At 40.9% G+C, this 21,351-nt stretch carries 16 protein-coding genes; 12 read left to right on the plus strand and 4 right to left on the minus strand.

The features are described 5' to 3' along the window. Positions 1-221: 221 nt before the first annotated feature. The 4 genes from BN997_RS04545 (at position 222) to BN997_RS04560 (ending at position 5,463) form a co-directional block, all read left to right on the plus strand. Positions 222-1,652, plus strand: a complete 1,431-nt coding sequence (locus BN997_RS04545) for a PTS mannitol transporter subunit IIBC (protein WP_042530064.1) — start codon at positions 222-224, stop codon at positions 1,650-1,652. A gap of 78 nt (positions 1,653-1,730) precedes the next feature. Next, positions 1,731-3,824 carry a BglG family transcription antiterminator gene (locus tag BN997_RS04550; RefSeq protein WP_042530066.1) on the plus strand — a complete coding sequence of 698 codons (2,094 nt, stop codon included), beginning with the start codon at positions 1,731-1,733 and terminating at the stop codon, positions 3,822-3,824. A 50-nt stretch (positions 3,825-3,874) separates the two neighbouring features. Further along, positions 3,875-4,315, plus strand: a complete 441-nt coding sequence (locus tag BN997_RS04555; RefSeq protein WP_042530067.1) for a PTS mannitol transporter subunit IIA — start codon at positions 3,875-3,877, stop codon at positions 4,313-4,315. Next, complete coding sequence (locus BN997_RS04560) at positions 4,315-5,463, plus strand: mannitol-1-phosphate 5-dehydrogenase (protein ID WP_042530069.1); 1,149 nt, start codon at positions 4,315-4,317, stop codon at positions 5,461-5,463. The genes BN997_RS04555 and BN997_RS04560 overlap by 1 nt, the downstream gene beginning before the upstream one ends. 62 nt (positions 5,464-5,525) lie before the next feature. On the opposite strand, the gene BN997_RS04565 is transcribed toward BN997_RS04560, so the two are convergent. Together BN997_RS04565 and BN997_RS04570 are read right to left on the minus strand one after the other, a co-directional pair. Beyond that, positions 5,526-6,311, minus strand: a complete 786-nt coding sequence (locus tag BN997_RS04565) for a Cof-type HAD-IIB family hydrolase (protein ID WP_042530071.1) — start codon at positions 6,309-6,311, stop codon at positions 5,526-5,528. A gap of 112 nt (positions 6,312-6,423) precedes the next feature. Further along, positions 6,424-8,121 (minus strand): M3 family oligoendopeptidase, encoded by a 1,698-nt coding sequence (locus BN997_RS04570; RefSeq protein WP_042530073.1) that lies wholly within the window; start codon positions 8,119-8,121, stop codon positions 6,424-6,426. A 1,242-nt stretch (positions 8,122-9,363) separates the two neighbouring features. Here BN997_RS04570 and argJ point away from each other — a divergent pair. Then, entirely contained in the window at positions 9,364-10,554 is a 1,191-nt protein-coding gene (argJ, locus tag BN997_RS04575) for a bifunctional glutamate N-acetyltransferase/amino-acid acetyltransferase ArgJ (RefSeq protein ID WP_042530075.1), read from the plus strand. Positions 10,555-10,659: 105 nt separating this feature from the next. Beyond that, positions 10,660-10,944 carry a hypothetical protein gene (locus BN997_RS04580; RefSeq protein ID WP_042530077.1) on the plus strand — a complete coding sequence of 95 codons (285 nt, stop codon included), beginning with the start codon at positions 10,660-10,662 and terminating at the stop codon, positions 10,942-10,944. A gap of 57 nt (positions 10,945-11,001) precedes the next feature. Here the strand turns inward: BN997_RS04580 and BN997_RS04585 are convergent, their stop codons facing one another. Further along, positions 11,002-11,862 (minus strand): CvfB family protein, encoded by an 861-nt coding sequence (locus BN997_RS04585; protein WP_042530079.1) that lies wholly within the window; start codon positions 11,860-11,862, stop codon positions 11,002-11,004. Positions 11,863-12,860: 998 nt separating this feature from the next. Here BN997_RS04585 and BN997_RS04590 point away from each other — a divergent pair. Both BN997_RS04590 and BN997_RS04595 read left to right on the plus strand, forming a co-directional pair. Beyond that, positions 12,861-13,757 (plus strand): AEC family transporter, encoded by an 897-nt coding sequence (locus tag BN997_RS04590; RefSeq protein ID WP_042530080.1) that lies wholly within the window; start codon positions 12,861-12,863, stop codon positions 13,755-13,757. Positions 13,758-13,788: 31 nt separating this feature from the next. Next, on the plus strand, positions 13,789-14,445 hold the full coding sequence (locus tag BN997_RS04595; protein WP_042530082.1) for an HAD family hydrolase: 657 nt from the start codon (positions 13,789-13,791) through the stop codon (positions 14,443-14,445). A gap of 105 nt (positions 14,446-14,550) precedes the next feature. On the opposite strand, the gene ytaF is transcribed toward BN997_RS04595, so the two are convergent. Next, positions 14,551-15,186 (minus strand): sporulation membrane protein YtaF, encoded by a 636-nt coding sequence (gene ytaF / locus BN997_RS04600; RefSeq protein WP_042530084.1) that lies wholly within the window; start codon positions 15,184-15,186, stop codon positions 14,551-14,553. Positions 15,187-15,446: 260 nt separating this feature from the next. On the opposite strand from ytaF, the gene BN997_RS04605 reads away from it, so the two are divergent. From BN997_RS04605 to BN997_RS04620, 4 genes are all read left to right on the plus strand, one after another. After that, a complete protein-coding gene (locus tag BN997_RS04605; protein WP_042530086.1) occupies positions 15,447-17,612 on the plus strand; it encodes a DNA topoisomerase III in 2,166 nt (721 codons plus the stop codon). Positions 17,613-17,821: 209 nt separating this feature from the next. Beyond that, positions 17,822-18,682 carry a glucose PTS transporter transcription antiterminator GlcT gene (gene glcT, locus BN997_RS04610; RefSeq protein ID WP_042530088.1) on the plus strand — a complete coding sequence of 287 codons (861 nt, stop codon included), beginning with the start codon at positions 17,822-17,824 and terminating at the stop codon, positions 18,680-18,682. Between the two features lie 205 nt (positions 18,683-18,887). Then, a complete protein-coding gene (gene ptsG, locus BN997_RS04615) occupies positions 18,888-20,927 on the plus strand; it encodes a glucose-specific PTS transporter subunit IIBC (protein ID WP_042530090.1) in 2,040 nt (679 codons plus the stop codon). Between the two features lie 125 nt (positions 20,928-21,052). Next, positions 21,053-21,292, plus strand: a complete 240-nt coding sequence (locus BN997_RS04620; RefSeq protein ID WP_042530092.1) for an indolepyruvate ferredoxin oxidoreductase subunit alpha — start codon at positions 21,053-21,055, stop codon at positions 21,290-21,292. Positions 21,293-21,351 lie beyond the last annotated feature (59 nt).

Raw genomic sequence — 21,351 nt, forward strand, 5'->3', positions numbered from 1 at the left:
TTTGTTAGAGAGGATATATTTTACCTGTCTGGCAGATGTCTCTTTTTTCCCATTTAACGCTATATCGCATCTCTTCTCGTATCCAAGCATGACAACCTTCTAATATTATTTTGGCAACAAACACGTGACAAAGTTGCATTTTGATTAGGTTGTTTTCCCTTGATGACACGGCATAAAATAAAGATAAGAAATGAATTCAAAAGGGAAAGGAGTTTAACAATATGTCAACACAAAACGGTGGATTACGTGCAAAAGTACAAAAATTTGGAAGTAACCTCAGTGGAATGATTATGCCGAACATCGGTGCTTTTATTGCTTGGGGGTTAATTACAGCTTTATTTATTCCGGATGGCTGGATTCCAAATGAAACGATGGCTAGCTTAGTTGATCCAATGATTAAATATTTATTGCCATTATTGATTGGTTTCACGGGCGGACGTATGGTCTATGATTTCCGTGGAGGAGTTGTAGGTGCCATTGCGACAATGGGGGTTATTGTCGGAGCAGAACAGCCAATGTTCCTTGGAGCGATGGTAATGGGCCCGTTAGCCGGTTATCTGATGAAGAAAGTGGATGATCTATTTCAGGCAAAAATTCGCCAGGGCTTTGAAATGTTATATAATAATTTCTCATCTGGGATTTTAGCCGCTATCCTTGCGATGATTGCGGTAGCTGGAATTGGACCAATCGTTTCTGGCTTAACAAATGCTTTAGGAAGAGGTGTTGAAGCTATTGTCAGTGCGGGGTTATTACCGTTAACCAGTATTATTCTCGAACCTGCCAAGACACTATTTTTAAATAATGCGATTAACCACGGTATTCTGACACCGCTTGGATCAGAACAGTCATTAGAAACAGGAAAATCTATTCTGTTCCTTCTTGAAGCGAATCCTGGACCTGGTCTAGGAATATTACTTGCTTTTGCTTTCTTTGGAAAAGGCGTATCCAAAGCATCTGCGCCAGGGGCAGCAATTATTCAGTTCTTAGGTGGTATTCATGAAATTTATTTCCCTTATATCTTAATGAAGCCTACGTTAATTATTGCAGCCATTTTTGGTGGTATGTCAGGAATATTTACACTTCAATTATTTGATGCAGGGTTGAGAGCTGCTGCCTCACCAGGAAGTATTTTCGCTGTTATATTCATGACACCTGCTAACAGTTATGTCGGAGTTATCTTAAGTGTGATTATAGCAACTGCCGTTTCCTTTGGTATCGCTTCCTTTATCCTGAAGACTTCAAAAGGCGGGGAAGAGGACCTTACCGCTTCCACAGAAAAAATGGAAGCAATGAAAGGAAAGAAAAGCAGCGTCAGCAGTTCTCTGACAGGAGAAAAGGAAGAAGCGGATATCGAAACACCTGTGAAGGACCCAGCAGAAATAAATAAAATTATTTTCGCATGTGATGCCGGAATGGGCTCCAGTGCAATGGGCGCTTCGTTGTTAAAGAATAAATTCAAGAAAAACGATATTGCCATCGATGTAACGAATAAAGCAATTAATGAAATTCCGGATGATGCAGATATTATCATTACGCAAAAAACACTGACAGACAGGGCGAAAGCAAAACGTCCGGATGCAGAGCATATTTCTGTCGATAATTTCTTAAACAGCCCGCGCTACGATGAATTGGTCGAACGATTAAAGGATTGATGTGGCTGGTGCAGTTATAATAAAGTAATAGCCTTCTCTGTAAAGGGAAGGCTATCTGCGGAAGGGAGGTGAATGGCAATGTATCTTACTAGTCGTGAACGAAATATCCTGTCTTTTTTACTATCGGATGAAGAAGAAAAAACAGTAAAACAAGTAGCGGATAAACTGAACGTCAGTACCAGAACCATTCACCGTGAACTAAAGAAATTAGAGGATGTATTAGCGGCTTATCAGCTGACTTTTTATAAAAAGGCAGGTTCTGGAATTAGGATTAACGGAAAGTTGCAGCAGAAGCAGCAATTAAAAGAACAGGTTGCACTGCTGGACGGGGTCGAATTATCGGAAGAAGAAAGACAATCTATTTTATTGAATACATTGATTCAAGTTCATGAGCCGATTAAATTATTTACCCTTTCCAGTGAATTGAATGTGACGATCGCTACAATTTCTCAGGATTTGGATGACATTGAGAAGCGTATCCAGACTTTTGATTTAGAGCTTGTCCGGAAAAAAGGATATGGCGTAGAAATTCAAGGGGATGAAGTGAAAAAACGGGCTGTATTAAGTAATTTAATCTCCCGTCATATTGATTTATTTGAATTTGTGGAGAAAATCAAAGCAAAAAATAAGGAAGAAAAAGCAAAGGGTGAAACAATTTCTGACCGGTTATTAGGTCTCGTTGACCCGCTGAAATTAGAGAAAATAGAAGAGCAGGTGCAGGCAATCGGCAGGGAGCTTCCTTATCATTTGGCAGACAGTGCGTATGTCGGGCTGGTTGTTCATTTGGCGCTTGCGATTGAAAGACTGCAAAAAGGAGATACCATCCATTTTGATGAGGGGTATAAACAGGAGATTCAGGGGAAGCAGGAATACCACATTGCAGCTAAATTAATTGAAAAACTGGAGACTGCTTTTTCCATCGAGATTCCGGAGGACGAGATTGGCTATATTACGATGCATTTAATGGGAGCAAAGCTTAGAGAAAATCAATCCTATTTGCTGGAAGAGGCCAGTATGGATCTGGCACATCGGGTGAAGGAGCTCATTCGCAAAGCAGGAGAAGAGCTGCAGATTGATTTATCGGCAAATAACCGCTTTTTAAACGATTTAACCACGCATTTAAAGCCAGCTATCTATCGAATGAAACAGCAGATGAATATTCATAATCCGATGCTGGCAGAAATCAAACGGGATTATATGGAGCTTTTCGAAATAATTGAAGCATGTACTGCATCTGTCTTTCCGGAGTTGCAGATTCCGGAAGAAGAAATTGCTTATATTGTCCTGCATTTTGCAGCGACACTTCTGCAGACCGAGGAGCGTCAAGATGTACGTGTTCTGGTTATTTGTTCCACAGGGATTGGGACATCAAAAATGCTGGCCACCAAATTAGAACGTAAATTTCCAGAAATAGAGCTGGCCAGGCACCAATCCATTTTTGATTTAAAGCAAGAGGAGTTTTTAGAATATGATGTCATTGTTTCGACCGTTCTTTTAGAAAATTTGAATCAAAGCTATGTGCACATTTCACCGATGCTGACAGAGGACGAGGCTGCCAAAGTGAAGACAGCCATCCGAAAAGCAGCATTAACACGGCCTTCATCATCAGTGAAAACAAATAAGATGATGGAAGGAGATTTTCTAGTAAACCTTCAAGAAATGCATCGTTATTCAGACACCATTTTACAGGTGTTAAACCGGTTTAAATTATTTCATCTGAAAGAAGGGAAGCGGCGTTTCTTGGCATCTATTTGTCTTCAATTACAGCAGCACGGCCTGATTGAAAATCAAAAAATTCTGTTTGAAAAATTGACCAAGAGAGAAGCTCAGGGCGGTTTAGGGATTCCTGATTCAAAGCTTGCTTTATTTCATACCAGATCAGATACGATTAACGGGCCGGGATTCTATGTTTTTCAATTACCTAAGAAGGAAGAAGTAGAGGCAATGGACGGAACAAAGATGGATGTATCACGTATTTTGATCATGCTTGCTCCGGAAGCCGTGCATCCGGAAGCATTAGATATTTTAAGCTTTATCAGCGGTTTGATTATTCAGGATGATACGTATCTGAAGCTGCTTCAGGAAGCAGAAGAAAAAGAAATTAAGCAAGCTTTGACAAAGCAGTTTCAATTATTTATTCAGGAAAAGTTTTACCAAGAGGAAAACCGTTAATTAAGATAAGTAGTTACTTTATCCAAGTTTTAAAAAAGGAGTGCATATCCATGACAAAAGAAATTTTAAGCGCAGAGAATATTGAATTAGGTGTACAGCTCGCATCTAAGGAGGAAGCGGTTCGTTACGTTGGCGGCATTTTATTAAATAATGGTTATGTGAAAGAAAGCTATATTGATAAGATGCTGGAGCGTGAAGCGATTGCAACGACATTTATGGGAAATGCATTAGCTATTCCGCACGGGACAGAAGATGCGAAAAAAGAAGTTTTAGCAACCGGACTGTCAGTTGTCACGGTTCCAGACGGCGTTGATTTTGGCGATGGAAATATCGTAAAACTGTTGATTGGTATTGCGGGAAAAGGGGATGAGCATTTAGAAATATTATCGCAGATTGCTATTATCTGCTCAGAAGAAGAGAATGTGGAGAAATTGACACAGGCAGCTACTAAGGAGGAAATTATAGCAACCCTAAATGAGGTGAATGACTGATGAAGGCGGTTCACTTCGGTGCAGGAAATATCGGCAGGGGCTTTATTGGACTTTTACTGGATCAGTCAGGGTACGAGGTTACCTTTGTAGATGTTAACGATGAAATTATCTCAAGCATTAATCAACACAAATCATACCAGGTTCATTTTGCAGATGAAACAAGTGATGCGGTCACTGTAGAACATATTTCTGGTATTAACAGTATAGAAGACCCGAAGGCTGTGACGAATGCTATCATCGATGCGGATATCGTTACAACCGCTGTCGGGCCGAATATTTTGCCTGTCATCGCAAAAGCGATTGCCAAAGGACTTGTGGAAAGAATCGATATTCACCGCGAGCCGCTTGCCATCATTGCCTGCGAAAATATGATTGGCGGCAGTACGTTATTAAAGGAATATGTTTACCAGGAAATCAGTGAAACAGATCAGGAAGGCTTTGACGATTTATTTGGTTTTCCAGATGCGGCAGTAGATAGAATAGTACCGAATCAAACAAATGCGAATTTGCTGGATGTTCGTGTGGAGCCTTATTATGAATGGGTCGTGGAGAAGACATTTATTCAAGGCGAGCTACCTGATATTAAAGGAATCACCTATGTTGAAGAACTTGGGCCATATATTGAGCGCAAGCTGTTCACTGTCAATACCGGGCATGCAGCGACAGCTTATTTGGGAAGCTGCCATGGATATGAAACCATTGATGAAGCACTACAGGGTGAAGCGGTGATGGATACCTTAAACGGCGTATTACAGGAGACTGGCCAGGCTTTAATAGAAGCCTATGGATTTGACGCCAAAGCGCATGCAGACTATATCCAAAAAATCATCGGCCGATTCCAAAACCCGCATATTTCCGATGAAGTTACCCGTGTGGGCAGAGGACCGGTTCGCAAGCTGGGGCCGAAAGACAGATTTGTACGACCGGCAAGTATGTATTTGGAATTTACATCTGCTGCGCCGACATATTTAGCCAAAGCGATGGCAGCTGCTTTACGGTTTCAAAATAAAAGCGATGAAGAAGCAGTGAAGCTTCAAAGAATGATTCAAAAAAAAGGGCCGGCGGCAGCTTTTGCAGAGGTAAGCGGATTAGAACAGAATCATCCGATTACGGAAGCGGTCATGCTGGAGTATGAGAAGCTGCGCTAAATGATATATTAGCTAGATAGAAAAAGCATGGAAATACTGCCTTTCCATGCTTTTTCGTTAACCTATTTCACCAGACCAAGCTTTTTCAATCCGTTAAAAATACCTGAATCTGTCACTGATGTTGTTTGAAAGTCCGCATATTCCACTAATCTGGAATCGGCATTTCCCATGGCAATGCCTGTGCCGACAAACTGGAGCATTTCTTTATCATTCATTCCGTCTCCAAAAGCAATTACCTCAGAAGGAGAGATATTCAGATGCTCCAGCATGTGTTTAATAGCAATCCCTTTATTGACAGAAGTCCGAAGCACATCATAGGATTCACTCGCATGAGGCACGTTGACCTTGGAGAGGTGGTAATCCTCGGTGATTTCAAAGTCCTTTACCTGCTCTTCTGTCACATTAATTGCGGAAGCTGAAACAATTTTATCTGCGACATCCGGTCTGAAGATTTTATTTTGATGCAGCTGGAATACGTTATTGAAATCCTTCACATACGGATTCGTTAGAGAAGTGAAGTAATTATTTTCGGTTGTGTAGAGCACCAGCTCACTTTCACTTTGACCGGCAATGGATACCATTTTCTCTACATCCTCTTGTTTCATCGGTGCGTTAAAAATAACATCTCCTTGATGAAGCGCGTAGGCGCCATTATAGGTAACCGTGGAGGTGATCTCAAAATTAGAGGCTAAATTTTGGATATCCACAAACGGTCTGCCTGTGCATAAAAACACATCTAACCCAGCAGATTTTACTTGCCGGATTGCTTCTTGCGTGGACGGCGTGTAGGTGTGGTCCGGCTGCAGGATGGTTCCGTCAATATCTAAAAATAATGCGCGATAAGTCATTGTAATCTCCTTTTCTCCTTAAAACTACTCCTATTTTATCATAATGTCAGGGCAAAACCCAGCAGACAAAAAAAGAGAGAAGCCTTCTTTATCAGCTTCTCACCTAAATGTGTTATAGCGCCTGATCGTCAACCTGATCAAGCCAATCTTCAATAAAATCAACCGCCGCTTCGACCGTTCCTTCTTCAAAAGGAGACGCTAAACCGGCAGATTGAACAAGCTCTAAAAATGGCTTGGAGCCGCCGAGTTTGCACAGGTCCAGATAGTCCTGCCATGCTTTTTCCCGATTTTCCTGTGATTTCTTTAAAAATTGAAAGGCACAGATTTGTGCGAGCGTATAATCGATATAATAAAACGGATCCTCATAGATATGCCCCTGCTTCTGCCAGAAAGCACCTGATTCTAAGCTTTCTATTCCATTGTAATCGCGATGCGGCAGGTATTTCTTCTCCAGATTGCGCCAAGCCTGATTACGCTCCTCTGATGTCCAGTCTGGATTTTTATAAACAAGGTGCTGGAATTCATCTACTGCAACGCCATATGGCAGAAATTGAATCGCGTCAGAGAGATGTGCATACTTATATTTGTCCACATCCTCTTGAAAGAAATTTTCCATCCACGGATAGGTGAAAAATTCCATGCTCATGGAGTGAATTTCAGCAGATTCGCTTGTCGGAAAATAATATTCCGGCACAGAAAAATGACGGCTGGAATAAGCTTGAAAAGCATGTCCTGCTTCATGCGTCAAGACATCGATATCTCCAGAGGTTCCATTAAAATTAGAGAAAATAAACGGAGACTGATAATCTTCTATATACGTACAATATCCGCCGCTCTCCTTGCCTTTTTTTGCCTCTAAATCCAGCAGCTCGCGGTCCAGCATAAACTGAAAGAATGCACTGGTTTCCTCTGATAATTCATCATACATTTGCTTGCCATTTTTAATAATCCAATCTGGATTGCCCTTCGGAGCGGCATTTCCAGAAGCGAAAACAAAGGCTTCATCATAGAATTTCAAGGAATCTACACCAATTCGTTTAGCCTGTTTTTCATAAAGCTTTGTGGCAATCGGTACAATGACTTCCTCCACTTGTTTGCGGTAACGCTGGACCATTTCTGCGTTATAATCAACACGCTGCATGCGAAGATAGCCAACATCAACAAAGTTTTTGAAACCTAGCTTTTCCGCAATTTGTTGACGTGTTTTCACTAAATCGTCATAGAGGCGATCCAGCTTTTCTTTATTGTCTGCAAAAAAGCTTTGTCTGGCCTCCAATGCTTCTTTTCGGGTTTGGCGGTCCGGGTCTTCTGCAAATGGGCCGAGCTGTGCCAGCGTATATGATTCACCCCGGAATTCAATGTCGGCAGATGCAATTAATTTGGAGTAAGCAGAGGTCAGCTTATTTTCTGTCTGCAGCAGTGGAATGATTTCTTTCGAGAAAGCTTTGATTTCGCATTCCGCCAAATCAAATAATTGGGAACCATACTTATCTCGAAGCTGGGCTTCGTAAGGAGATTTCAGGAGTTCTTTATAAAATGCGGTAGATAATTCCTGAATTTCCGGAAGATGCGCATCAAAAAAATCCCGTTCTTCGTGATAAAATGCATCGCGGGTATCGATGGAAGCACGGATGAATACAAGGTTATACATGGTTGAAAGGTGATTCCGAATCGCGTTAATGGTATCAATAGCAGTGATTGCCTGCTCCATGGAAGCAGCGTTTTGGAATTGCTCCAGCTTTTGATAAAAATCCTCTTTCACTTTCGGGAGATCCGGTCGTTCATAGGCGTAATTTGCGAACGTTTGCATATTTCCTCCTCCTTATATTCATATCATAGAAATATATACCAATTATAAGTATACCTCCATTTATGGGAATTGTATTCTATTTTTGCACTTTAAGTATAAAGAATTAAAGGAATAAAGTATAAGTGCAGTGCTTTTGATGGGACGAGTAATCGCAGTCCGAGTCCTAGCTAAAGCATTTGTGAATGTCATGTTTTCTTTAGAAGAAAAAGTGCTATCTTGGGTCCCCTGCATGTTACCCGTCTATTTATTCGAATAATTTCAAAATACATATTGCATATTTAATCATTTTAGTGCATATTTATTATATATTATTTTTCATCAGAAAGTTTCTTACGACAACTATAGATTAGTATATTTTAAGATATTAACTCAATTTTCGCACCTAAGAATAAGCAAATATATATTGCTATTCCAAGATGAACATGTTCTTCATTACCATGCTTGCATTTTGGTGAAATATCCGGCCTTTTTGGAATTGATGATGGTGCATAGCTCCGCTCCGGCCAACCACTCCGCTTTCCGACGTACAAATGTTTTCGATGGGACGAGTAATCGCAGTCCCAGGACGTACTAGTGCAGACGTTGCAACAACTCTTTTCGATGGGGTGAGTAATCGCAACCCCAGGACGTTGCGCTTTTAGTCTGCCATGGGGACGGCTTCAGCTAACTTGAAAAGAAAACCGCTTTTCAAGTGGATCTTCAGCTCGCCCTGTTCTCATAGGAGTCTGCGTGGTTGGCCTGCGCTCTGACAGGATTCTACAGCGAATGAAAGAAATAAGATTTTAATAAGCTGAAGGAAATAGCAGCTTTCGCCTGAATAACCAATCATGACAGCATGGATATGAAATACAGGGAATCGCTTCGATGCACAGAAAGGAATCTTGGCGGATCATGTTACCATGCAGCATGAAAAATAGGTTCTATCTGATTAAACTTCTGTTTGGTGAGTTGTTTTTCACGCATAGAATATCCTGCTAGCGGAGGCGGACCGTTTTGACTCCTGAGGGATCAGCACCATCTGAAGATCCACTTTTGCTAAGTGCTCTTCTTGGAAAAAGTTAGCTGAAGAGCGTGCCCCTAGGGAAGCTAAATGGTCGCCGCAGCGGTGCTTTACACTTCACCTTCTATAATCTTTATCAAGGGTGTTAGCGAAGGAACAATCAACTCCTGTTTCTATGGAAATGAAGTTACTTTTTAATGTGCGAAAGTTGAGATTTTAAATAAAAGGGGCAGTACATAAAAATGAAAAATTTACTGAAAGATAAGGAATATATTTTAGAAAATATGCCTGAAGGTTTTTATACATGTTCGAAAAGCCTGGGAATCAAAGATGAAACGCTGGATTTCACGGTTATCTTATCAACAGAGCTGGCAAATGCGGCTGCCATGTTTACACAAAGCAGATTTTGCGGAGCGCCTATTCCTATTGGAAAGCAAAATGTTGCGAATGGAAAATTAAAATGCTTTGCGATCAATAGTAAAAATGCAAACGTAGCGACAGGAGAAGAAGGCATAAAAAATGTGATCGAGTTAAACGAATTAATTGCTGCGGAATTAGACATCGCTCCAGAGGATATTTTACCTTCATCGACAGGAGTGATAGGGTACCAGCTGCCAATGGATAAGATGCGGGCAGGCATAAAAAATCTTAAAAATAATCTGGTGGAAGGCGGATTAGATAAATCGGCGGAAGCAATAATGACAACAGACACCTATCCCAAACTAAAAATGTGCAAAATCGGTGATGCTACCCTGGTTGGAATGGCGAAGGGCTCTGGAATGATAGAGCCGAATATGGCTACGATGCTTTCTTATTTTGTTACAGATGCAGCTATTTCTGCAGATGAGCTGGAGAAATTATTGAAGGAAGCGGTCAATCAATCATTTAATATGGTCAGTATTGATACGGATACGAGTACAAGTGATACGGTAGCAATTATGGCAAACGGGGCTGCTGGAAAGGTAGATTTACAAGCATTCAAAGAAGCTCTGACAGCAATGAGTATCGATCTGGCTAAAGAAATTGCCCGTGATGGAGAAGGAGCAACCAAGCTGGTGGAGGTAACTGTAAATGAAGCTTCCAGTTTTCTGCAAGCGAAGAAGATAGGGAAAAGCATTGTTAATTCGCCACTTGTGAAAACGGCTATTTTTGGAGAAGACGCCAATTGGGGGCGTATCGCCATGGCAATCGGAAAATGTGAAGATGAAATAGAAGTGGATCTGGAAAAGATAGCAATTTATTTTGGAGATACCTTAATTTATCAAGGAAAACCGATTGGCGATAAGGAGAACCTGGACCAAATTCAATCCTATCTGGAGAATCCGGAAATAAAGATAACGGTGTCTTTAGCGCTGGGGACAGATCAGGCTACTGTCTGGGGATGCGATCTGTCTTATGATTATGTGCGGATTAATGGCGAATATACAACCTGATACCTTTTCAATATTCCTCCTTGTGCAGATGAGATGAATATTGACTTTCTTATTCTTCAATTGTAGACTAAAAGTAGTGTAATTAATTAATGGCGGGGTGAGGAAATGGTAGAAGCGGTTATCACATTTGGAGCTATTTTAACAGCGATTACAGCACTTATCAGTATTTTTCTCGTTAGAATGACTTCCAAAGAATCCCATGCTGGTTATTATCCAAATCTATTCTTGGCACTTGTGGGAATTTTATTGATTCTTGTAGCATCAATCGCACCAAAAGTTGATTTTGCAGGAGCTGGATTTGGCGGAATCGGAATTGCCTGTATGTTTGCGGGAGCAATTGGGTTCATTATATCAGCAGTTTTAGATTCTTACAAAAATACAGCAGCATAAAAATAAAAGCAATGTCTGTACGAAAAAGCAGACATTGCTTTTATTTTTATGACTGGATTATTCCACTTTAATGATTTGTTCATTTTCCTGTTTGATTTGTCCCCGCTTTAATAATGTTCCTACTGCACGTTTAAAAGCAGATTTACTGATTTGAAACGTGGCCCGGATTTCTTCGGGGTCGCTTTTATCATGAAAAGGGATGGCGCCGTTATTCGCTTCCAGATGCTTTAAAATAGCATCTGCATCATCGGATAAACTATCCTGCTTCAGCGGGCGGAGAGAGACATTAATGGATCCGTCTTCTTTCACGGCAATCACTCTTCCTTCAATCACCTGTCCGACGCGAGGTTCCATTTTTCGCTCTGTTCGATGGATAAAACCGCGATAGCCTTCACTGGTGATAATCGCTGCCCCTTCTTTATTCGTATAATAAACTGTGCCAATAACCGTTTGCTGGTTCAGTTGTTCCGGTGCGGCAAAAACATTATTCGCAATAATGTTTTCAGAAGCAGGCACACCTAACAGGCGTCCTTTTTTATCAAGCTGCAGCGTGATATATAAACGGTCTCCGGAGCGCGGCCAGCTTTCCTGAAATAAAGGCAGGGAGTCTTTGGAGACAAGAATATCCTTCGAGGTGCCGATGTTGACGAAAACACCTAAACGGGGAAGAACACCCACAACCTCCGCCCAGTCATATAATCCAAGTGTGACAGAGGGCAAATATGTAGTGGCATTTACCTGTCCTTTTTTATTTACATAGAGGAAGACATCCACAGATTGATCCAGCTCTAAGGCGGATTGTGCTTCGTTATGATGAAGCAGCACTTCTTCTCCATAAGCAGATAAAACATATCCGGTATCTATTTTTCGTAAAACGGTCATGGCTATAATGGAACCGATTGGCAAGTCTGTCGGCATATTAGATGCTCCTTTCAAAAATATGTGAAATTTGGAAAAGGGATACTCTCTTTAAAGAGTACCCCTTTATGATTAAAGTAACACGTGATATCAAAATTAATTTTAAGTTGGAACATAAAATTCAGGAGAAATTAAATCCATTCCTAAATCATATGATTCGTTTATTTGTCCTGACTCAGTTAGATTTGCTGAGCCATCTATCCGTATAACGCTTACGGAATGTCCGCGGTAAATATTCTAAAATCATCTTTTCTAACTTAAGCAATGCAGCCCCAAACCTTCTGCTGCATCCTTGCGGCCCCTTAGCCGCGCCAGTGTGAATAAGCATTTACAAAAAGCTTCACAGAATGCCAAATCACAACTGTTACTTCTTAACTTTACTAGTATGTACTTTTTCTTTCGATTTGTCAACTTTTTTTAGTTTGTGAGGATTTTCTTAAGGAATGATAACTAAATATTTAAGTTGAAATTAATATTAATAGCTACCGCTACAGAAAAACACTACGCTTTCCGTGGGCCCCGAGCTCATCTCCTTTAAAGAAGACTTGCTGATTGGCAAGCCGTCAGGCGCAGACAGAAGCAAAGTCGCACTTATGCCCCGCGGGTAGAAAAAAAGTTCGCTTTTTTTCTGCGGGGTCTTCCCTCCGCGCTTTCCCACGATGGACAGGACGTCCTAGTGTCGGTCGTTGGTCACAGGACGTGACCGTTCTTAGCCGACCAGGAGTCTCCGTGTTTTTCTTCTGGGACTGGGACTGCGATTACTCGTCCCACCGAAAACCATTGCGATTACTCGCCCCATCAAAAACCGTCGCTAGTTACTGTTTTCAATCATTGTTTCGCCATTTTTATATGAAAATAAAAGTGTAATTTCTTACTTCAATTTATATAGAAACTTTATTTTGAAGGGAATTTACAGCTGATGACAGTTTGGCATAAAAATAGAGTTGACGCCATATGATACACTTGAATTAATTGAAAAAAAGCGTGGAGATGTACATATGTTATTATTTATTGAAGTTATTTTACCGATTATGGCTGTTTTTGCAACTGGATTTATCCTGCAGCGTATCCGTGTGTTGGATGTGCGGTCGGTGTCTGCTGTCTGTTTATATATTCTTTCACCGGCACTTGTTTTTGTAACGTTGTATGATGCAGAATTTGATTCTGGATTTTTAGTGATTCTCATTTATATGTTTGCCTTATTTTATGTCATGGTATTTATTAATAAAATGCTGGCAAAAATTTTTGGCTGGGACGGGAATAAAGAGAGTGCTGCCATTCTTTCAACTGGCTTTATGAATTCGGGGAATTATGGTCTGCCGGTAGTTTTATATAGTATCGGCAATGCGGCAGTGCCTTATGCCATTTTTATCATGGTAGTTCAATCCCTGCAGAATAATTTCTTTGGCATTTACTATGCATCCAGAAGTACGAGCGGGATGCGGAGAGCATTTATGAATATCTTAAAAATGCCGACAACCTATGCGGCGATATTAGCCTTTTTCTTTTCGCTGCAATCTATTACAATACCAGATTATATCCATTCTACGATTGAAATGGTCGGAGACGCCGCTATTCCGGTGATGATGATTATGCTCGGTATGCAGCTGGGATCATTAACAGCATTAAAGATAGATTGGCAGGTTGTGCTTTCTTCCGTTACCTTAAAAATGATTGCTGCACCGATTCTGGCAGCCATCTTTGTCTGGCTTGTGCCGATGGACCCGTTAATCGGGACAGTATTGATTATTATTTCTGCCATGCCGACAGCCGCAACAACCACGATGTATGCCATTGAATTTGATACGGAGCCGGAGCTTGTATCAACGATTACGTTTATCTCGACGGTGGTCAGTATTGTTACGGTTACGATTCTATTAAATATTATTACTTAAAAAAGAAAGACGTTGGTGAAGGAGGAAATTCATGATAAAAGGTGTTATTTTTGATTTCGACGGGCTTATCTTAGACACAGAAACTGCTTGGTATCATGCTTTTAAAAAAGTGCTGCAATCACAATTTCAGTTTGAACTCCCGCTGGAGGAATTTGTGAAAAGTGTTGGTTCAGATGACAAACAGTTTTATCCTTATTTGCAAAAGGAATTAGGAAATCAGCTGAATATAGAGGATATTCAGTATCAGGCTGCAGCGCTTCACACGCAATATATCAGAAATGAAAAAGCCAGAGAAGGCGTGGCCGAGTATCTTCGGGATGCAAAGGATGCAGGGCTGGGCGTTGCGCTGGCAACCAGCTCAGATACTTCATGGGCAACATCGCATTTAAAGCATTTAAATCTGCTTTCTTATTTTGATTATGTAGTGACAAAGGATATGGTAGACAGAGTTAAACCAGCACCGGATTTATTTTTAAAAGCACTTGAAAAATTAGAATTGGAATCTCATGAAGCAATTGTTTTTGAGGATTCTTTAAATGGGCTTATCGCTGCACAGGAAATAAATATTCCAACCGTTATCGTTCCGAATCCTGTAACGGCTTCCCTGCCTTTTGAAAATTATCATTTAAAACTAAATTCGATGATGGATATGCCTTTACAGGAAGTAATCCATTCTTTAAATAAATAAGTGTGATGGAATAATAAAACGATAAAAATCCACCGTATCATGAATGTATTTATACGGTGGATTTCTTTTCTTCCAAAAGGTTGCCCTAATGCAACATTTAATGTTTTAAGAACCGCTGAAGATATTCCAGCACCCCAGCGTAATCAGAAATACAGATGGTAAAAAAGATAAACGCTGTAAGGCAGGTATTCTCCATAAATAACTTCCGAACATGATTCCGCTAAATAAAAACAATCCACTCATGCCGGCTGTTAATAACGCGGTAATCAACGGGGAGTATCCAAGCATCGCAGCGCCGATTCCGGCACCGAATGCATCGAGAGCTAAAGCGAAACCTAATAGAATGGATTCGTTAATAGAGATAATACCTGACTTATCTAAATCGGCTTCTTTTGGACGAGTGAGCACCGTTTTCATATTTTCAAATTTAACATTGGAGGAAGCGTGATCTCCGTTTTTGGCTGCTTCCGTTTCTCGTGAGCGAAACATGGAAATAAGGGAGAAGACACCTAAAAAGATAAGAATACCTCCGCCAAGCATGCTGGCTCCCTGAGGAGAAATAAAGGAACGTAAGAAATCGCCTACCTCCATCGATAGAAAGACAATCAAACCGGAGCAGAACATAATAACAAATAAAGAGAGAAGAGGCACTTTGATTTGCCGCATCCCATAGGTTATTCCTACACTAAATCCATCCAGACTTACCGCAATAACGAGTAAAAGCATACCTGTATATATCATACGTAACATCCTCTTTCTAATAGTGCATGCTCAAAAAAGTCAACTAAAGCGTTCATTGCTTATTATTCGGGGGTTTTTTGAGCATCCTCTAATAAGTAGAAGTAAAAGCTTCAAAAAAGAGTATGAAGCCATGTCATTCCTGTAATTTTTGTGTATGATATTCTATGTTTTTGGGTGCAATGTGTGCCTTGGGTGAACGTATTAGAAGGAAATATGTTAAAGTAGTATCAGACTAGAAATCGATAAAATGAGGGATAGATATGAGTAAGACAGTGGTATTAGCAGAAAAGCCGTCTGTAGGCAGAGATATAGCAAGAGTCCTCGGATGTAACAAAAAAGGAAATGGTTATCAAGAGGGAAAACAGTATATTGTGACATGGGCATTGGGACATTTAGTTACATTAGCAGATCCCGAAACGTACGACCCTAAGTATAAAACATGGAATATGGAAGATTTGCCGATGCTTCCGGAGCATTTGAAATTAGTGGTCATGAAGAAGACGGGCAAGCAATTTCAAGCGGTGAAGCAGCAAATGTCACGTCAGGATGTAGGAGACATTGTGATTGCCACTGATGCCGGGAGAGAGGGGGAGCTCGTTGCCAGATGGATTATTGAAAAAGCGCGTGTTAAGAAGCCGGTACAGCGTTTGTGGATCAGCTCGGTTACGGATAAAGCAATCAAGGATGGCTTTCGAAATTTAAAGCCTGGAAATCAGTATTGGAATCTGTATCAATCTGCGGTAGCGCGTTCGGAAGCGGATTGGTATGTTGGATTAAATGCAACAAGAGCTTTAACCACCAAGCATAATGCTTCCTTATCCAGCGGCCGCGTCCAGACGCCGACGCTGGAAATGATTGCGATGCGTGAACAGGAAATCAATCAATTCAAGCCAAAAACCTATTATCAGCTGCAGGGAAAAACAAAAGGCGGGTTTGCCGTTACGTGGAAGGACAAAAAGAACCAGTCCCGTATTTTCTCGAAAGAAGCAGCGGATAAATTAAAGGCAAAGGTATCGAAGGAAAAAGCATTTATTCAGCATGTGGATAAAAAGCATAAGAAAAAACATGCACCAACCTTATATGACTTAACGGATTTACAGCGGGATGCCAACCGGATTTATCAATTTTCCGGAAAACAAACCCTATCTGTCCTGCAGAAATTATATGAGCAGCACAAGCTTGTCACTTATCCGCGAACAGATTCAAGGCATCTGTCAACGGATATGGTCTCTACATTAAAAGAACGTGTAAGGGCATGTGGTGTGGATGAATATGCGAAAGCAGCGAATAAAATTTTAAAAGATGATTTACGCACTGGCAAAGCTATTGTGGATAACAGCAAGGTAACCGATCACCATGCGATTATCCCAACAGAAGAAACAGTGGATTATAGTGCGCTGTCTAATCAGGAGCGGAAAATTTATCAGCTGATTGTTCAACGTTTCTTAGGAGCACTTTCCAAGCCGTATGAATATGAACAAACAAGTATTACGGTAGAAGCTGCCGGAGAAATCTTTGAAGCAAAAGGAAACAGAGTTGTTGCTTTAGGCTGGAAGGAGATTTATCAGCATCAAGCAGACGATGAAGAAGAGATTCGTTCCAATGTCCCTCAAGTAACAAAAGGGGAGGAAATGGCGCTCAGCTTTACTATCAAAGAAGGGCAGACGACACCGCCGGAACGATTTACAGAGGGAAGCCTCCTGCAGGCAATGGAAAACCCGACAAAATATATGGAAACGAAAAAACAAGAGCTTGTGAAAACAATGAAGCAGACTGGCGGTATTGGAACAGTTGCTACACGTGCGGATATTATTGAAAAGCTGTTCAATAATCAATATATGGAGCTGAAAGGAAAGTATATTTATCTGACCTCAACCGGCAGACAATTACTAGAATTAGCACCAGAAAAGCTCCGTTCTCCTATTTTAACGGCAGAATGGGAACAAAAATTAGCACAGATCGCAGAAGGCAAGCTGAAAAAGGATGTCTTTTTAAAGGAAATTAAGACATATACCAAACAGGCAGTCCAAGAAATAAAAGCAAGTGAGGAAAAGTTCAAGCATGATAATATGACAGGGACAAAATGCCCGAAATGCGGCAAGCTGATGCTGGAAGTGAAAAACAAGCACGGGAAACGACTCGTCTGTCAGGACCGCAGCTGCGGCGGGAAAAAGAATATCGCAAAGTATACGAATGCCCGCTGTCCTAATTGCCATAAGCGTCTAGAGCTCCGTGGTGAGGGAGAAGGTCAGATGTTTACGTGCTCCTGCGGTCACCGTGAAAAACTTTCCACCTTCCAAGCGAGAAAAGAGAAGGAAAAGAATCAGAAGGTGTCTAAAAAAGATGTTAATAAGTATATGAAAAAGCAGGATGATTTTAAAAATAACGCACTTGCGGATGCGCTTGCGAAATTAAAAGATAAATAAGGCAGTGAAGTCCCCGTATGAAAAACGGGGGCTTTTCTGCTGGAAAAGTAAAACGCAGAGAAAAGAGAAGCAGGAAATCTGACGAAGCAGCAGTAATATGTGCCTGAATAAAAAGACCGTATTTCCTGAAAAATCCATAATTTGCAGTTTGATTTAAGTGTTATATAATAGGAAGAAGAGACGGCTAAAATGTAGAAGGGATGATTGATATGGATGCCTTTTCTGTAATCAAATCACTCAATAACAATGTTCTTATTGCCGAAGATATGAATCAAAATGAAGTTATCCTTATCGGGAAGGGCATCGGATTTGCTAAAAAGAAGCGAGATCTCATTGAATCCAAAACCGTGGAGAAGCTGTTTGTTCTTCGGGATAGAGAGGAACAGGAAAATTATAAAAAAATAATTGACAATATCGATGAAAAAACACTGCAGAGTATTGTGGATTCGATAGAAATAATCAAAAAACGCATCAATACATTCACGGATGAGCATACGCTGGTTGCGTTGACCGATCATATTATTTTCGCGATTGCCCGTTTGCAGCAGGGGTTAGAAATTCGTAATCCATTTTTAGCAGAGACGAAGGTGCTCTATCCATTTGAATATGAAATTGCCTCCGAAATTGTAGAATATATGAATCAATTTTTACCAGTTCATTTGCCGGAGGGAGAAATTGGTTTTGTTGCATTACACGTTCATAGTGCAATGGAGGGAACAGCACTAAATGAAATCAACCGGTATTCACAGCTTGTATCTAATTTAATCAAGATAATCGAGGATCAGCTATTTATAACATTAGATAGAGACAGTATGGATTATGTCCGTTTTGTCAGACATCTCCGGTACACGATAGAACGAGTGTTAAATGGGGACAAGGTAGAGGAGCCGCGAAAAATGGCAGACCTGCTAAAAGAAGAATATCCCGTGTTCTATAATCTGTCCTGGAAGCTGATTAAAATTATGCAGCAGACGTTAAAGAAACCTGTTTTTGATGCGGAATCAGTCTATTTGACGATTCATTTGCAGCGGCTGCATGAAAACATCCAGCTAAAATCAAAAACGAATTAAATTTCGCACTGGTAGTCTCTGCCCGTAAAGTGCTATTTATTGGTCTTTGTGCACATCCTCTTATACGTGTGACTGATTCGATCAGGCATGAGTAGGAATACTAAGATAACGGCGGGTACAGTATTTCTGTATCTGTATGCGCTATCCTTGTGTTTTTACTGATGCCTTTTTTATTGCCGGAAAGAAGGAGAAAGAGGTGTTATAGATGTTCAAAAAAACGTTTGGAGGTCTTCAAAAAGTCGGCAGAGCGCTTATGCTGCCGGTAGCACTCTTGCCGGCGGCAGGTCTTTTGCTTGGATTTGGCAATGCTGCCCAGCAGCATACCATGCTTGGCTATCTTCCTTTTTTGGAAGCGGATTGGATTCAGCTGACTGCAACGGTAATGGAAGACGCCGGTGGTATTATATTTGATAATTTGCCGCTGCTTTTTGCGATTGGTGTGGCAATAGGGCTGGCAAGTGACGGAACGGCCGGTCTTGCTGCGCTGGTAGGTTATTTGGTGATGAATCAGGTAATGGGTTCGTTTATGCAGGTAACCCCAGAATTGATAGCGGAGGATCCCGGATTTGCAAGCGTGCTTGGAATAGGAACCTTACAGACCGGTGTATTTGGCGGAATTATTGCCGGGGTGATAGCTGCCTATTGTTTTAACAGGTTTCATCATATGGAGATGCCATCCTACTTAGGATTCTTCGCAGGAAAACGGTTTGTCCCCATCGTGACTGCAGCTGTTTCTTTCCTTGCTGGCATTTTATTAATGTTTATCTGGCCGACAATCCAACATATCATGAACAGCGCTTCCTATTGGCTGATTGAAGAAGGTACATATATTGCTGTATTTATGTTTGGGTTTATTAAACGTCTATTGATTCCTTTTGGACTGCATCATATTTTTCACTCTCCTTTTTGGTATGAATTTGGCACATATACCAACCTTGCCGGTGAAATCATTCGTGGAGATATGACGATATTCTTTGCGCAATTAAGAGATAATGCAGAGATTACGGCAGGGAATTTTATGGCCGGGGAATTTCCGATTATGATGTTCGGGTTGCCTGCTGCAGCACTTGCGATGTATCATACGGCTCGACCGGAGAATAAAAAACTGGTTGCGGGACTGCTGGCTTCAGGAGCTTTAACGTCCTTCCTAACAGGAATTACCGAACCGCTTGAGTTTTCATTCTTATTTGTATCGCCATTCCTGTTCTTTATTCACGCTGTGTTAGATGGATTATCCTTTGTATTGATGACATGGTTCAGTGTCAATGTCGGCTATACCTTCTCTGGAGGAGCTATAGACTTTGTGCTGTTCGGTGTTTTGCCGAATCAAGAATCATGGTGGATAGCGATCATAGTCGGGCTTCTGTTTGCTATCCTTTATTACTTCTTATTCCGCTTTTTTATTAAGAAATTTAATCTGATGACACCGGGAAGAGAAAAAGCGGTGGAATCAAATGAGAGCAGAGAGCAAAGAAAGCCGGCTGATTTAGCTTATCATGTACTGGAGGCAATGGGCGGACGAGAAAATATTACGCATTTGGATGCTTGTATCACGCGATTACGGGCATCAGTAAATTCGATTCAACATGTTGATAAGCATCAGCTAAAACAGCTTGGAGCTACAGGTATACAAGAGGTAGGGGATAATATCCAAGCTATTTTCGGACCGCGTTCGGAAATTATTAAAGGACAAATGCAAGATATCATATCTGGGAGAACGCCTAGACCAGCATTAGACAGTTCGAGTTTATATACTGTGGATGAAATAAATCTTCAAAGACAGCATCCTGATAGTGTGGAAGGGATTGCTTCTCCTCTAAGTGGAAAACTCATTCCGATTTCAAGTGTTCCTGATCAACTATTTTCCAGCAGGATGATGGGAGACGGCTTTGCAGTTGAGCCGTCAGATGGAATCGTTGTTTCTCCGGTAAATGGAAGAGTCAGTAACATCTTTCCTACCAAGCATGCAATTAGTCTGGAATCAGAAACAGGTAAAGAAATCATGATTCATATCGGTATCGATACCGTGCATCTCAAAGGAAAAGGATTTGACATACTTGTCAAAGAAGGCGAAGAAGTGGAGACAGGCCAGCCTTTATTAAAAGCAGACTTAGAATATATCGGTAAAAATGCCAAGTCAACAATTACACCTATTATCTTTACCAATCTGGAAGATGGCCGGCAAATCGAATTACTGAAAAGGGAAGGATATGCTGGAGAAAAAGGGATTATTGAAATCAAATAATGTGAAAGCTTTATTTTTTCACAGAAAATACACATAAATAAAGGTGAAACAGTTTACTTCATTCTTTAAAAGAATTATCATTTAAGGTGAACCATGTTTATTCATGTAAGGAGGGTTTTCTTTCCATGGCTTTTGTTATTCTTGATCCATGCAGAGGAGAAAAAGCAGGAGAATGCGTCAGTGTTTGCCCTGTTGATTGTATAGAAGAAGGACTCAAGCAATTTTATATTGATCCGGATATTTGCATTGATTGCGGCGCATGCAAAGCAGTTTGCCCCGTGTCTGCAATTGAAGAGGAGTATGATTTGACTCCAGATCAAGAGAAGTATTTAGAAGAAGCAGAAGAATTTTTTGCGAATCGGTAGGTACTTTTGATTGGAGCGCGTTATGAAAATAGCCCGTCTGTTTTAATAGCAGACGGGCT

The sequence above is a fragment of the Oceanobacillus oncorhynchi genome (assembly GCF_000821065.1).
Taxonomy (GTDB): domain Bacteria; phylum Bacillota; class Bacilli; order Bacillales; family Amphibacillaceae; genus Oceanobacillus; species Oceanobacillus oncorhynchi.

What these genes read in the sequence shown, in the direction of transcription:
- BN997_RS04545 (WP_042530064.1), top strand. Translation starts at nt 222, where the DNA reads ATGTCAACACAAAACGGTGGATTACGTGCAAAAGTACAAAAATTTGGA.
- BN997_RS04550 (WP_042530066.1), top strand. Translation starts at nt 1,731, where the DNA reads ATGTATCTTACTAGTCGTGAACGAAATATCCTGTCTTTTTTACTATCG.
- BN997_RS04555 (WP_042530067.1), top strand. Translation starts at nt 3,875, where the DNA reads ATGACAAAAGAAATTTTAAGCGCAGAGAATATTGAATTAGGTGTACAG.
- BN997_RS04560 (WP_042530069.1), top strand. Translation starts at nt 4,315, where the DNA reads ATGAAGGCGGTTCACTTCGGTGCAGGAAATATCGGCAGGGGCTTTATT.
- BN997_RS04565 (WP_042530071.1), bottom strand. Translation starts at nt 6,311, where the DNA reads ATGACTTATCGCGCATTATTTTTAGATATTGACGGAACCATCCTGCAG.
- BN997_RS04570 (WP_042530073.1), bottom strand. Translation starts at nt 8,121, where the DNA reads ATGCAAACGTTCGCAAATTACGCCTATGAACGACCGGATCTCCCGAAA.
- argJ (WP_042530075.1), top strand. Translation starts at nt 9,364, where the DNA reads ATGAAAAATTTACTGAAAGATAAGGAATATATTTTAGAAAATATGCCT.
- BN997_RS04580 (WP_042530077.1), top strand. Translation starts at nt 10,660, where the DNA reads ATGGTAGAAGCGGTTATCACATTTGGAGCTATTTTAACAGCGATTACA.
- BN997_RS04585 (WP_042530079.1), bottom strand. Translation starts at nt 11,862, where the DNA reads ATGCCGACAGACTTGCCAATCGGTTCCATTATAGCCATGACCGTTTTA.
- BN997_RS04590 (WP_042530080.1), top strand. Translation starts at nt 12,861, where the DNA reads ATGTTATTATTTATTGAAGTTATTTTACCGATTATGGCTGTTTTTGCA.
- BN997_RS04595 (WP_042530082.1), top strand. Translation starts at nt 13,789, where the DNA reads ATGATAAAAGGTGTTATTTTTGATTTCGACGGGCTTATCTTAGACACA.
- ytaF (WP_042530084.1), bottom strand. Translation starts at nt 15,186, where the DNA reads ATGATATATACAGGTATGCTTTTACTCGTTATTGCGGTAAGTCTGGAT.
- BN997_RS04605 (WP_042530086.1), top strand. Translation starts at nt 15,447, where the DNA reads ATGAGTAAGACAGTGGTATTAGCAGAAAAGCCGTCTGTAGGCAGAGAT.
- glcT (WP_042530088.1), top strand. Translation starts at nt 17,822, where the DNA reads ATGGATGCCTTTTCTGTAATCAAATCACTCAATAACAATGTTCTTATT.
- ptsG (WP_042530090.1), top strand. Translation starts at nt 18,888, where the DNA reads ATGTTCAAAAAAACGTTTGGAGGTCTTCAAAAAGTCGGCAGAGCGCTT.
- BN997_RS04620 (WP_042530092.1), top strand. Translation starts at nt 21,053, where the DNA reads ATGGCTTTTGTTATTCTTGATCCATGCAGAGGAGAAAAAGCAGGAGAA.